7 protein-coding genes are annotated in these 13992 nt (G+C 43.2%); 4 read left to right on the forward strand and 3 right to left on the reverse strand.

Translation table 11 applies throughout. The features are described from left to right. Positions 1 to 2: 2 nt before the first annotated feature. Positions 3 to 842: a hypothetical protein gene (locus tag V7K97_RS14045; protein WP_334801648.1), complete on the reverse strand. Its 840-nt coding sequence runs from the start codon at positions 840 to 842 to the stop codon at positions 3 to 5. Positions 843 to 1252: 410 nt separating this feature from the next. Here V7K97_RS14045 and gloB point away from each other — a divergent pair, with 410 nt between their 5' ends. The 3 genes from gloB to dnaB all read left to right on the forward strand — a co-directional run bounded on the left by gloB (position 1253) and on the right by dnaB (position 6556). After that, on the forward strand, positions 1253 to 2026 hold the full coding sequence (gene gloB, locus V7K97_RS14050; RefSeq protein ID WP_334801649.1) for a hydroxyacylglutathione hydrolase: 774 nt from the start codon (positions 1253 to 1255) through the stop codon (positions 2024 to 2026). A gap of 244 nt (positions 2027 to 2270) precedes the next feature. Beyond that, positions 2271 to 2729, forward strand: coding sequence for a 50S ribosomal protein L9 (gene rplI / locus V7K97_RS14055; RefSeq protein WP_334801650.1), 459 nt, complete (start codon positions 2271 to 2273; stop codon positions 2727 to 2729). Positions 2730 to 2833: 104 nt separating this feature from the next. After that, positions 2834 to 6556 (forward strand): replicative DNA helicase, encoded by a 3723-nt coding sequence (gene dnaB, locus V7K97_RS14060; RefSeq protein ID WP_334801651.1) that lies wholly within the window; start codon positions 2834 to 2836, stop codon positions 6554 to 6556. Between the two features lie 401 nt (positions 6557 to 6957). On the opposite strand, the gene V7K97_RS14065 is transcribed toward dnaB, so the two are convergent. Then, positions 6958 to 7896 carry a phosphoribulokinase gene (locus tag V7K97_RS14065; RefSeq protein WP_334801742.1) on the reverse strand — a complete coding sequence of 313 codons (939 nt, stop codon included), beginning with the start codon at positions 7894 to 7896 and terminating at the stop codon, positions 6958 to 6960. Between the two features lie 283 nt (positions 7897 to 8179). Here V7K97_RS14065 and V7K97_RS14070 point away from each other — a divergent pair, with 283 nt between their 5' ends. Beyond that, the gene (locus V7K97_RS14070; RefSeq protein WP_334801652.1) at positions 8180 to 8884 is read left to right on the forward strand and encodes a class I SAM-dependent methyltransferase; all 705 of its coding nucleotides are present in this window, start codon (positions 8180 to 8182) and stop codon (positions 8882 to 8884) included. 277 nt (positions 8885 to 9161) lie between these two features. Here the strand turns inward: V7K97_RS14070 and V7K97_RS14075 are convergent, their stop codons facing one another. Next, a complete protein-coding gene (locus V7K97_RS14075; protein WP_334801653.1) occupies positions 9162 to 13940 on the reverse strand; it encodes a CHAT domain-containing protein in 4779 nt (1592 codons plus the stop codon). Positions 13941 to 13992: the final 52 nt, after the last annotated feature.

Consider the following 13992-nt stretch of genomic DNA (forward strand, 5'->3'; position numbering starts at 1 on the left):
CATCATTTTTTACGCCAGGGATTTGTAACTTGATTGGGTAAAAAAACTTGAGCGAATCTGTCAAAAGCCCTTGTATATAAGGAACGAGAAATGTTTTTAGCATATTGAGGCCGATAAGGATAGGTACAGTGAAGAACCTTAATTTGATCCTGAATATCATAATCCTCTTCCCACTTACTGAGATAATTATAGGTAGGTGGTAGGATTTTCATGTCAGGGCGTACAGATGCGATCGCAGATGCAAAAGCCCCTTGATCTTTTAAAAGCAATTTATCTTGGTTATTTTTGACAATCTCAAAATAGCGTTTAAATTCTTCAAAGAATACTTTGGTTACTTCTGTTTTTCTAAAAGCCATAAAACCGCCATTATATTGCACACTATCTGCTTTCAATGGTAAACCTACAGATTGCAGAATTTGCAAAACATTTGGTAAAAGTTCTTCTTGATTTCCACGCAGTAAATTTGTAGCTTTTAGAACAGAAGGTTGCACATCTTCAGTTAACAGAAAATCATATTCATCCAAATACTCAAATACGTCGTTGATATCCGAAAGTAAGCAAATATCTGAATCTAGGTAAATGGTTTTCTCAAACTCAGAGGCTGCATATAGAGCCAGTTTTGCTTCCCGTGATGCTAAAACAGTATTTTCATTTGCAGGGGCTGGCTTTAAAATTACATTTTTAAAAACCTTTAATAACGGATAGAGAACTACCGGAACTTGGTCAATTAAAATAATTATCGGCTCTTGATGAAACTTCCTAATAGCCGCTAAAAAATGAATACAATCTTGAAAAGAGTAAAGTCCGGTCAGAATGGTAATAAATCCTCTTGTTGAATTCATAAAATGGTTCCCATAAACATTTAATATAAAAGGTTTTTTACTTTTAAATAAAAATTAACCGACTTGAAATCCCACCTGTTTACTGATATTATGTTAAATATCAAAGGCTTACTCGATCTACTCAATGTAAATTTATTTATATCCTTAAATCCAAAAGAATAAGATAAATGTAACTTTGTATTTGCGGTTATTACCAGAGAAAATTCACTGATAAATTCAGATTTTCTTTGCTTTTTTTAGGTGTATTCACTGTATAATTATAGCAGTGCATTATTATGCTCAATAGTAGATTACAGTTATACTGAATAAAGTATAAATACTTGATGTAGCTTATGCAAGTAGCCCTGTGAATCGATGAGTCTTAAAATTGTTACTGAATACCAATATATGTTGTGAGGGAGGCAGAGGTAATGCAGGTAATCCGTCTGGAAGCGCTCTCAGACAACTACATATTTTTGTTACACGACTACAAGCAAAATATCGCGGCTGTTGTCGATCCAGCAGAAGCTCAACCAGTATTAGAGAAACTGGCAGAATTAAAAGCTGAGTTGGTAGCAATTTTCAACACGCATCACCATAACGATCATGTGGGTGGTAATCAGCAGTTAATAGAAGAATTCCCCAAACTGATAGTTTATGGAGGAGCCGAGGATCGCGGGAGAATTCCTGGACAGCAGGTGTTTTTGCAACAAGGCGATCGCGTCCAGTTTGCAAACCGCATAGCTGAAGTTATCTTCGTTCCCGGACATACCCGCGCTCACATCGCTTACTACTTTCCCCCCGAACAACCTGGTGAAACAGGCGATTTATTTTGCGGCGATACCTTATTTTCTGGCGGTTGCGGTCGCTTATTTGAAGGAACACCGACCCAAATGGTAGACTCTTTAACCAAACTGCGCTCTCTACCGGATAATACACGCATCTGGTGTGCCCACGAATACACCTTAAACAATCTGCGATTTGCCCTAACTGTAGATGGGGACAACGCCGACTTACAAAGGCGCTTCAATGAAGTGAAAGCTTACCGTAGTCGAGGAGAAGCTACCATCCCCTCGCTACTGGGAGTGGAGAAGCTCACCAATCCCTTTTTACGTTGGGATCAGCCATCATTACAATCAAACGTTAAGAGTAGCGATGGAGTGCAAACTTTTGCACGGATACGGGAAATGAAGAATAACTTTTAAATATTGGGCATTGGGCATTGGGCATTGGGCATTGGGCATTGGGCATTGATTATTCTCCCCCCATTCCCCATTCCCCATTCCCCAGTCTGGGAATTTTCTAGCGCTAATAGTTGCGATCGCACCCTTCCTTTCGCTACGATCTGTAAGCTCTAGGGTATTAGGCCAAGAAGCTTGGAATACAGCAATGACATTGTGAGCTACCCAAACCCAAATTAATCAGATTTTACAGGAAAAATCAAAAACGATGGCTAAACGTGTACAGTTAGTTTTAAATCAGGATATCAGCAAGCTGGGAAAATCTGGCGACTTAGTGGAAGTAGCTCCTGGCTACGCTCGTAATTATCTGATTCCCCAAAAATTGGCAACCAATGCCACCCCTGGTATTCTCAAGCAAGTAGAACGTCGTCGTGAGCAAGAGCGTCAACGGCAATTAGAACTCAGACAACAAGCTCTTGAGCAAAAAGAATCTTTAGAAAAAGTTGGCAGCTTGACAATTGCCAAGCCAGTTGGTGAAAACGAAGCAATTTTTGGTACCATCACCACTCAAGATGTTGTAGATGCAATTAAGGCAGCCACCGGTCAAGAAATCGATCGGCGTGGCATTACCATCCCCGATATTAACCACCTTGGTACTTATAAAGCCGAAATTAAGCTGCATTCTGAAGTAGCGGCGCAAGTCGATATTCAAGTAGTCGCTAGCTAACTCAGCAGAGGGACGTAAAGATCAGGGGGATGAGGGAGCGTCTCTAGTCCTGTACAGACGCGATTAATCGCGTCTCTAGCAAAATCTCAAAACTAAAATCGTTTATGGCTGAAGAACGGAGTTTTCAAGGCGATGGTAGCGATGCCTACGGCGGTAAACTACGCCTCCCACCCCAAAATATAGAGGCGGAAGAAGCGATTTTGGGGGGGATTTTGCTAGATCCAGAAGCGATTAGTCGAGTTAGCGATCGCCTCCTTCCCGAGGCTTTTTACATTAGCGCTCACAAAGATATTTATCAAGCAGCTGTTAGGCTCCATACTCAAGGTAAAGCCACAGATTTGCTCTCAGTCACAAGTTGGCTGACAGACCATGAAATGCTAACCCGCATTGGTGGCAGAAATAAATTAGCAACTCTGGTAGATCGCACAGTTTCAGCCGTCAACATCGACGCCTTAGCAGGGTTAGTCATGGACAAATACCTGCGGCGGCGCTTAATTAAAGCTGGCAATGAAATTGTACATCTTGGTTACGAGACAGAAACCGAGTTACCACAGGTTTTAGATCAAGCAGAACAGAAAGTATTTGGTGTTACTCAAGAGCGTCCCCAATCGGGTTTAGTTCACATTTCTGATACTCTAATTAATAATTTCCAGGATATTGAGGATCGAAATCAAGGCATTGCCTTACCTGGAATTCCCTGCGGATTTTACGATTTAGATGCCATGACCAGTGGCTTTCAGCGTTCTGATTTAATTATTGTCGCGGGTCGCCCATCAATGGGGAAATGCCTAAGCTTTGATTCAGAAATTGTCCTTGGAGATGGACAGATTGCCACAATTGAAGAATTGTATAACCAACGTCATGGCTCATTATTGACGTTAAACAACGACTGGAAATTTATCCTTACCCAACCGTCTGCATTTGTAGATGATGGTATCAAGCCGGTTTTTCGTGTCACTACTCGCTTGGGTCGTTCAATTGAAACCACAATCACTCATCCCTATTTAACTATTAAAGGCTGGCAAAGGCTAGAAAATCTGAAAGTTGGCGATAAAATCGCTGTCCCGCGAAAAATAGATGTATTTGGTACAAAAACCATCCGTGAGTGCGAAGTCAAGTTATTAGCTTATTTAATTGGCGATGGCGGATTAACTAACTGCAATCCACGATTTACAAATGGGAATCCATTACTGCAAGCCGATTTTTCACAAGCAGTTGCGGATTTTGGTGGTTTAAAAGGGCGTTGGGAAACTTCTCAAGGAAAACGCACACCATCACTTTGTGTTCAAGGAGATTTAGAATTTATTGCCATTCAAAGACAGGTTTTTGCTGAAAGTTTTAAACTAGCAATTCAATCGCAGTTATTGACAGGAAAAGATATAAGTCAATTAGTTGGGGTCAGCCCTACTTTACTTTGTGCTTGGAAGCAAGGAGAGTGTGTACCAAATTTAGAAACTTTTGAGCTATTATGCGAAATTTTACAATTAGAGTCAGAAGAGTTTGGATCTCATGGATTTGCCTGCATGAGCAAATCTCGGAAAAATTCGCTGACACTTTGGTTAGAAGAATTAGGTTTGTGGGGTAAAGATGCTCATTCTAAAACTATCCCAAACATAGTTTTTCAATTAGAGCGATCGCAAATCTCTTTATTTCTTAATCGTCTCTTTGCTACAGATGGATGGGCTACACTACTTACTAGCGGTCAATCACAGTTAGGGTATGCAACAGTCAGCCATAAATTAGCAAGGCAAATCCAACATCTTCTATTAAGATTTGGTATCATCGCCTCTCTGAGAAAGCGGTCTGTCAAGTATAACAACACCCGCAGAATGGCGTGGAAATTAGATATAACTGATGCCTTATCTATCAAAGCTTTTATCGCCGAAATAGGTATCTTCAGTAAAGAAGAAGCAATAGCAAAAGTTGCAGATGCAATATCTCAAAAGAGATATCAAACTAATCGTGACTTGATACCTATAGAGATTTGGTCACAAATAGCAGCAGCGAAAGGTAATGAGACTTGGAGTAGTTTAGCTAGACGTGCAGGAATTCAAGGTTATACAAATATGCATGTTGGGAAACGTGCTTTAAAGCGGGAAAGACTTTGGATACTAGCCACAGCTTTAGATAATTTACCACTTCAACAGTTAGCAACCAGTGAACCAGCGCTGCGGGAGGGTTTCCCTCCGCAGGCGACTGGTGAACCTCGAAGAGGTGATGTTTATTGGGATGAAATAGTTACGATTGAGTCGGTGGGTAACAAGCAAGTTTATGACTTAACAATTCCAGAAACACACAATTTTGTTGCCAATGATATTTGTGTTCACAATACAGCATTTTGCTTAAACCTAGCTCATAACATCGCCGCTTCTTATAAATTACCAGTTGCTATTTTCAGTTTGGAAATGTCCAAAGAGCAACTAACGCAACGTCTATTAGCTAGCGAAGCCCAAATTGAAAGTAGTTATCTGCGGACTGGCCGCCTCAGTCAAACACAGTGGGAACCTTTAAGCCGTGCTATTGGTATCCTTTCCGAGATACCGATTTATATTGACGACACGCCGAATATTACAGTTACACAAATACGTAGTCAGGCTAGAAGACTGCAAGCAGAACAAGGAACTGAATTAGGATTAATTGTAATAGATTACTTGCAATTGATGGAAGGAGCAGGTGATAATCGCGTCCAAGAATTATCAAAAATTACCCGTCAACTCAAAGGTTTAGCGCGGGAATTATCTGTACCAGTTATTGCCCTATCTCAGTTGAGTCGAGGTGTGGAAGCGCGTACTAACAAACGCCCGATGTTATCAGATTTGAGAGAGTCTGGTTGTTTAGCAGGCGATAGTCTGGTGACATTAGCTTCGGGCGGACTGCAAGTACCAATTAGAGAATTAGTAGGAAAATCTGGTTTTGCAGTTTGGGCGTTGAACGAAGCTACAATGCAGCTAGAAAAGGCAATTGTTAGCAATGCTTTTTCTACCGGTATCAAGCCCCTATTTACTTTAACAACTCGATTGGGTAGAAAAATCCGTGCCACAGGTAATCACAAGTTTCTAACAATTAATGGCTGGAAAAGACTTGATGAATTAACTCCTAAACAACATCTATGTTTACCAAGACATCTCCCCAATCGTGGTAAAGAAACCATTACTTATGCCAAAGTTGCATTATTAGGGCATTTAATTGGCGACGGTTGTACATTGCATAGTCATGCCATACAGTACACTACCAGAGAGATAGATTTAGCTCAGAATGTTGCTTTCTTGGCAACAGAAGTTTTTGGAGATTCAATTATTTCTAAAATTTCACCTGAAGGTGGCTGGTATCAAGTTTACTTATCCGCAGCACAGCATCTAACTCATGGTGTGAGAAATCCAATAGCCAAATGGCTAGACTCTCTCGGTGTTTTTGGCTTAAGGTCTGATGAAAAATTTGTACCTCAAGAATTGTTCTCACAACCCCAAGAGTCAATAGGTTGCTTTCTAAGACACCTTGTTCAATCATCTCAAATGGTTGCTCTTGCCAAAAGTGATGTTTATTGGGATGAGATACTTTCAATTGAATATAGCGGCGAGGAAGAAGTCTTTGATCTTACGGTTCCTAGTTTACATAATTTTGTTGCAAATAATATTATTGTTCACAATTCCATTGAACAAGATGCCGACTTAGTAATCATGTTGTACCGCGATGAATATTACTCGCCCGATACTCCCGATCGCGGCATTGCAGAAGTGATTATAGCTAAACACCGCAACGGACCTACAGGTACTGCGAAACTTTTGTTCAATCCCCAGTTTACAAAGTTTCAAAATTTAAAAATTTAGCCTGCCCTGGCGAATGGAATTCGGGGCTATACAGACAAAACCCACCGACCTGGGTTTCAAATTCTTTGAGTCCGCGTAGGCGGCCTACCCTTTTCCTTCGGAGACGCTACGCGAACGGGTTCCCCAACGGGGTACGTTTGTGTAGCCGCGATTTCTAATCGCCTGGTATATTTGCTTTCGCTGAGATGCTCCCAGTTATCTATGATCTATGTTACGTAATGTAAAATTAATTGAATTAGTTTGTAGTAAGCGGCTCTAGCCCTATTTTAAGGACTGAAGTTCTTACTACAAACCTTTAATTATTCACGCCCACTTACTTATCGTTAACGATTCTTACTGGGATGAAATAGAAACTGCTGCCCACTTTGGGGAACTACCTTGTAAAACCGATAGCGACCAACTTACTGATAAATTTGCGTCGCTTTCAGCATGTGGTAGGTAATTATTAACTGGGTGAGTGCTAGGGGATAACTCTGGATTGTCTCACCAGTTGTACCAGCAATTTTACCCAGTTCTGGATTGCTTTCGCGATCGCAAATATTTCGTAAATGGGGCATATCAGAACAAATAATATGCTCTAGTTTATTCACCTGTTCTAAGGTGGCATGACCATCAACTTCTAAGACATCTACAGGCTTACTCATATCCCTGTCTAGCCCCAGGCGAATCGCTGAATCAGAATTACCATAGCCAGAGTTGATAATCTCAGTAAAATCTGGGTGGGGAATTGTCGGACGTAATACCAGACGAACATTTAAATGTCCATTGGTTTCATCATCGTCCCCAATGGGTGGATAGAAACTAATGACTATATCAGACCATTGGCGTTGCGGACGAATAAATTGTGCTGAGTCTGGTTCGCGTTTTTCTAGTTCCGCTATTACCTGTTCAGCAGTGTAGCCCCGCTTTTGCGTATCCCGCTTAACTTTCCACTTAGTGCGTAATGTTTCTGGGGGTGCAAGGTAAACTTTTACGTCGTAGGAATCACGGGCAGCACGGGTAGAATAACCGAGTAATCCCTCAATAATCACGAATTTATTGGGCTTGATATACTGCGGTGGCTCGAATGTGCCGGTTTTATGGCTGTAAACTGGTTTGAGAATTGGTTGTCCTGTGCGTAGCAACGACAGGTGTTGCTGCATAATATCTAAGTGGTTGCAGTCTGGGTGGAGGGCAGTAATCCCTATTTCTGCACGTTGTTGGCGATCGTAACGGTGATAATCATCTGTACATATCAGCGTGACGTTTTCTGGTCCGAGTACCTGAGCGATTCCTCGAGTTAGTGTTGTTTTACCAGCAGCGCTGTCGCCGACAATACCAAGAATTATTGGACGGCTCATCATACCTCCCAGAATAAAAGTAAGTTTATTAATAAAATTTCCCGCAGTAGTTTCAATTCTAGAAGGGTTTAGGCGAGTAACTCAAGCAAAGACTTGGTGTGCAATATAAAAACACATAGAATGTTTGTGCGTAGGCGCAGCCCGTCGTAGACATCGCTTCTTGCATAAGGCACTTCCAAAAAAGAATACTCAACTATTTCTTGTGGAGTGGGCGTCTCGCCCGCCTTTAGCTACGAGTATCAAAGACTCATCTCCTATTCTCCATGCCCAATACCCCAATCTCATGACAACTAAAACACTAGGACTCGAACAAAACCTCTATGACTATTTATTGTCAGTGTCTCTCCGAGAACCGGAAATTTTAACCCGACTCAGGCAGGAAACATCCCAGTATCCAATAGGGAGAATGCAGATTGCTCCTGAACAGGGGCAATTTTTGGCCTTACTGGTGCAGTTGTTGGGAGCTAAGAAAACTTTGGAAATTGGGGTATTTACAGGTTATAGTTCCCTGGTGGTGGCATTGGCGTTACCGAGTGATGGTAAGGTGGTAGCCTGTGATATTAGTGAAGAATTTACAACGATCGCTCGGCGCTATTGGCAGCAAGCAGGAGTGGCGGATAAAATTCAACTGCACATTGCCCCAGCTTTGGAGACTTTGGATCAGTTAATCGCCAGTGGAGAAGTGGAAACTTTTGATTTTGCCTTCATCGATGCAGATAAGAGCAACTATGATGGCTATTATGAGCGATCGCTGCAATTAGTGCGTCCGGGGGGACTGATTGCCATCGATAATGTCCTCTGGTCAGGTAAGGTTGCCGACCCCCAAGTGCAAGATAATAGAACTAAAAGAATTCGTGCCTTTAATCAAAAACTGCATCAAGACGAGCGAGTTAATCTTAGTGTAGTAGCGATCGCAGATGGCTTAACTCTGGCACTGAAGAAGTACAGTACTTACGCACTCAAAACCACCGGAGAGAGACAGACTTGAACGGGAGCAATGCTCTAACAGTGAGGTGGGGAAGCAGGGGAGGTAGGGGAGGCAGGGGGAGAGAAAGAAATAAGTGTATTTAGAGCTATAACGGTCGTAAAAAATACTAAAGTTTTCTCTTCCCTCCCCCTGCTCCCCCTGCTCCCCCTGCTCCCCCTACTCCCCCTGCTCCCCCTGCTCCCCCTGCTCCCCCTACTCCCCCTGCTCCCCCTACTCCCCCTGCTCCCCCTACTCCCCCTGCTCCCCCTACTCCCCCTACTCCCCCTGCTCCCTACCTTCACCAAGGATTGCCAACCATTGTGAATCCAGCCCAATAATAAGGATGCATAAGCGATTCATCAGCACTATCAGCAGGTAAAGGCAAGTTCCCCACTACTCCCAAACCTTGCACTTGACCATCCTTTACATAAATCTGCCCTTTAGCCATAGCTACCTGAGCCTGTCTGAGAGCTTCTGCCTTAATCGGAGCTGTCTTTAAGTTCTCATAAAATTTCGTCATCAACGCTGCTGTACCAGCATCATTAACCGACCAAAGACTAGCAACAGAAGTTTTCACACCTGCCAGCACTGCTAAACCCGCAAATCCCAGTTCTGACTCTTCATCCCCTAAGGCTGTTCTACAAGCACTCAGCACCAGCATTTCAACTTGTGGTTCATTCAAACGCAACTGTCGTAATTGGTTCAAGCGTAACTTGTCTTCCCATAGTTGAATATAGGAATTACTCAAAGCGCCAGTGGCAAAATCGGCATGGGTTGCCATGTGAATAATCCCAAAAGGTTGTTGGCGGCGGATAGTTTTGAGATTTTCTAAGGTGGCTTGCTTGTCTAACAATAATTTGCCTTGCCAAAGTTTAGACACTAGTCTTGATAACTCAACGGGAACTGCCGGTAAAGGTTCTTGTCCCTGAGTACTTTGAGAAACCCCTAACGCTAAAACTTGAGATTTTCTAATGTCTTTATAAAGGGTGTTAGTCAAACTCAGACTGGGCATCAAACCAATACTATATTTTTCTACTAGAAACCCCTTACCATCGTGAAGTGCTGCCATTGGGGTTGAACGCAAACCGATGTCTGATAAAAAAACCAGATTGTTGATTCCTCTTGCCTGTAAATCTGCTTCTAGTGGTGCAATAATCCAGCGATAAAGTTGTTGAGATGAACGCAAATAACCAGTGCGGCGACGGTTTTGTGGACTAACGATTTGGTCACGAAATTCTTGAGCTACTTGGAGAACTTTGGCTCTGGTAGTTTCTGGGATACGCTTGCGGATCGGATCACCTTTTCCTGTTACTACGACTATTTCCAGTTGATCGCTATCCTGCTCTGCTACGGTATTTAACTGTTTAGTAGATTTTTGAGCTTTGCCTAAATTTCCCCCTGGGAGAATCTCCACAGGAACAAAACTGATGTAGATAAATGCCGGTTTAGCACCAGTGGCTTCTTCAATTTTACGAGCAATATCTTTGGCATCATCCAGTGTTTTGATTTGAGGAGTGGGTATGCCTAAATGGTTGGCAAAATCATCTGTGAATTTATCTTCGGGAGTGGAATTGGTATCAATACCACCGACACTACTAACCTGAACTGGTGGTGTTAGTGGTGGTACTGAGGTGCAAGCAAATGTGCATATTATGGGATCTGGCTTGCTGACACCGATTGCTACCTGTACAGGTGTTGAGGATGAAAGAATGCTAGGTCCTCCATTCTTGACATCGTTAGCCTTGACTGTGAAAGCATTGATTAGCCCTGTGGTATTAGTTGGTGGCGTATAATTTAATGTTTCACCGATAGTTAATGTGTCTCCCGCAGCTAAAGTGGTATTGCCTCGTTTCAAGGTTCCTGATTGGATGGCATCAATGACAACGGTGGTATTATCGAGATTCACATCACTAGTGTTGGCAGTAAATGTGAAAGAAAAGGCTTGATTGGGTTGGGCACTAGATGACAGGAGTGTATTTGTTGTGATTGTCGGCGGGGTGTTCACAGATGTAATGGTGATGCCGATTGGAGTACCAGTTGCATCTTTGCCATTAGGCAAAACTGGAAAATTAGTGGAAGCAGTGATTGAATTATCGCCTGTATTAATTGATCCTGCCGTGCCATTGACACTTGCATTGCCGACGATAAAATCTGCATTGTTTGGACCACCATCATGTCGAATTGTGACAGTACCTCCCGCAAGAGGTTGAGCGCTAGTAACTTGTTGTCTACCAGTAAAAAATCCACCAGTAGCGATCGTTATACCAGTGTCATTAATTGTCCCTATTCCTTGAACTAGCCCGTTGGTTAGCACTTGCACATTGCCACCTTTAACAGTGTTATCCTCACCAAAGTTTGCTGTGGCCGTTGTGTTGATGCTGGTAAAACCAATTGTGCTGCCAGCAGTATTGGTAGTCTGTAAAGTAACGCTGCCACCTCTAGCGTTGCCACCTTGAGTATTCCCCGCAGACGAATCAATTACCCCAGTGGTGATATTGCTTGCGGCATTGAGAGTTACTGAGCCACCAGTTGTATTGTTGTTGGTGTTGAGATTCCCTAAAGTAATTGCACCATTGGTGCTGGTGACACCTATATTGCCAGATCCATAGCCATTTCCACTGGCAATAATGTTGCCTCCACTAATATTGCCACTCGCAGACAAAGTTACATCCCCACTTTTAACGGAATTACCAGTTGTGTTTAGATTTCCTAGTGATAAGCTAGCTCCTGAAATGGCGATTTCTCTGCCGTTAGTGTTGATGTTGCTGCCTGTACCCATCGTAAATGCGCCGACACCGTTATTGTCTGCATCTGCGGTAAATGTAATTGGTTTTCCAACATTATTCACAAAGTTTAAAGATACGCCATTGTCAATTGTGATGTTGTTAGTTGCTTGTAGAGTAACAGCAGCATCCTGACTTTGTAGGGCATTTTGGGAAATCGTGAAGGTTGCTGGAGTAGCATCTTGGAAGATTACAGGCAAAGAGCCATCCTGCGGTTGTGGAGCAGTAGCCACAATATTGATATCGGTTGGGTCTAGTAACAAGTTACCAATAATACCCTTTTTAGCAGTCAGGTCAGCATTACCATTGTAAATCAGGTTTTCCTTCCCCGAAACTTCCACAAAACCACCATTTCCAGCATTTGCTCCTCCACGAGCCGAAATTTTACCAAAATATTGGGTTGTGTCGTTACCCCAAATAATTACCCGTCCGCCATTTCCATTCAATTTGCTATCGGCATTAATAACGGAGTTTGAGTCAACATAAGTCTGATTGGCGTTGGGTAAAGTCCCCTTACCTTGGTAATCGCCGCCAATTAACACGGTACCGCCGCCATTAATTCCAGAGGCGTTAATATTGCTACCAATCACCGCCACTCTTTTACCCAAAGCAGCTACCGTACCACCTGTTTGACTCGATACATCCACTTTGCCAGAAACAATTGTTGTACCTGGATTTGTGGGAATTTTGACGTCAGAACCTGTCAGTTGCACAGTTCCATCAGCATTAGCAGTTAACCCAGTGTTACCGACTGTGAGTAATTCGGGTAAAGATGCAATGGGAATTGTCCAGTTATTGGGTTGGCTGCTACTAGAGGCGAGTGGCTGAATTTCCAGACTCAAGAGATTTCCTGGTTGACTGAGACGCACCCAATTTTGTCCCGGTACGGATGTGATGGTAATCTGCCCTCCCGGTGCCGAAAGTTGCCCGGTGTTGACTACAGTACCGCCCAATAAATTCAAATTCTGCCCAGCACCTACTGCCAAATTTCCAGCATTGACGATCGCCCCCGGCTGATTACTACTAAAGGCAAATCCGTTGGGGTTTCCTACTAAACTCTTGTAGTCATTAACACCAATAGCGTTAAACCAACTGCTACCAAAACCTATGCCGTTGGCTGTTGTCACCGTGAAAGCACCAGGCACATTTAAACTGGCATTTCCTCCAAAAATAAATCCGGCTGGATTCATCAAGAAAAGGTTAGCATTGCCACCTGTCACCTGAATTAAACCATTGATCACCGAGGCATTCCCGCCTGTAATTCGACCAAGAATATTTTGCAGCGCCGGACTAGCTTGAAAGTTGGCGATTTGTCCTGGTGAAATGCCAAATTGCTGAAAGCTTTGGAAGAGGTTAAGACCATCCCGAGAAGTCGTACCGCCAGTGATATCAAATCGATTGCCGTTGGGTGTAACAATTGTGCCTGTCCCATCGGCAGCAGGGACAATTTTTTGGGCTTGGGCTAATCCTGCACTCATGGCTGCCACCAGAGGTACAACAGCTAGGACTAAAGCGGCGATGTTGGGCAGGAGAGGTTTTTTACGCCGTAATATGAAGCGACCTGTGGGCAATTCTACATCGATTTGTAACTTTTCTGCTAATCCGCGTCGCCAAAGTGCTTGAGCGATCGCTTTACCAGACCAGAGGATTTGTTCTTTTTTTCGATTAACAGAGATGCTTTGGGGATGATTTCGATATAAATACAGAGGCTGTTTGACTTGGCGCACCTGGGTTACTTCTGAAAGTCGTAGACACAGGTCGTAATCTTCGGCATAGCGGAACGACTTGTTAACACCTCCCACCTGATCGTAAACTGAACGCCGCATGAGGCGGAAGTGAAAAGTCATGAAGTTCACCAACAGACCTTCTTGGGAGTAAGGAATGTCACAACGATGACCGTAGCCGATAACTTTACCCTGTTGATCAATATTTAAGTAGTCGGTGTAAACAAATCCTGTTTCTGGGTGCTGGTTGAGGACTTTAGCGGTTTGGGCAAGGGCAGTAGGGGCGAGGATATCATCACTGTCTACGATGCCAATATAATTGCCGCTAGTTTGGCTGATCGCTGTCTTGCAAGCCGCAGCAACTCCCTGATGGTGCCCTTGGACTACCCGCACTCGCCCATCTTGTTGAGCATAAGCGTTTGCGATCGCCACTGATCTATCTGTAGAACCATCATCCCAAATTAGTAGCTCAAAATCTTGCCATGTCTGCTTTAAGACGCTGGCGATCGCTTCTTGAAGGTAAGACTCCCGGTTGTAATTGACGATGACAATGGAGATCAGTGGTGACATCGAAGTTTTCCCAAGTTTTCTACCTGTCACCACAATATAATGCTAGGGACTA

Origin of the sequence: Nostoc sp. (assembly GCF_036917815.1) — a bacterium.
Taxonomy (GTDB): domain Bacteria; phylum Cyanobacteriota; class Cyanobacteriia; order Cyanobacteriales; family Nostocaceae; genus Nostoc.

Bases quoted from the DNA above. Each gene is read 5' to 3' on its own strand.
- V7K97_RS14070 (WP_334801652.1), top strand. From the start codon at position 8,180: ATGACAACTAAAACACTAGGACTCGAACAAAACCTCTATGACTATTTA.
- V7K97_RS14045 (WP_334801648.1), bottom strand. From the start codon at position 842: ATGAATTCAACAAGAGGATTTATTACCATTCTGACCGGACTTTACTCT.
- gloB (WP_334801649.1), top strand. From the start codon at position 1,253: ATGCAGGTAATCCGTCTGGAAGCGCTCTCAGACAACTACATATTTTTG.
- dnaB (WP_334801651.1), top strand. From the start codon at position 2,834: ATGGCTGAAGAACGGAGTTTTCAAGGCGATGGTAGCGATGCCTACGGC.
- V7K97_RS14075 (WP_334801653.1), bottom strand. From the start codon at position 13,940: ATGTCACCACTGATCTCCATTGTCATCGTCAATTACAACCGGGAGTCT.
- V7K97_RS14065 (WP_334801742.1), bottom strand. From the start codon at position 7,896: ATGAGCCGTCCAATAATTCTTGGTATTGTCGGCGACAGCGCTGCTGGT.
- rplI (WP_334801650.1), top strand. From the start codon at position 2,271: ATGGCTAAACGTGTACAGTTAGTTTTAAATCAGGATATCAGCAAGCTG.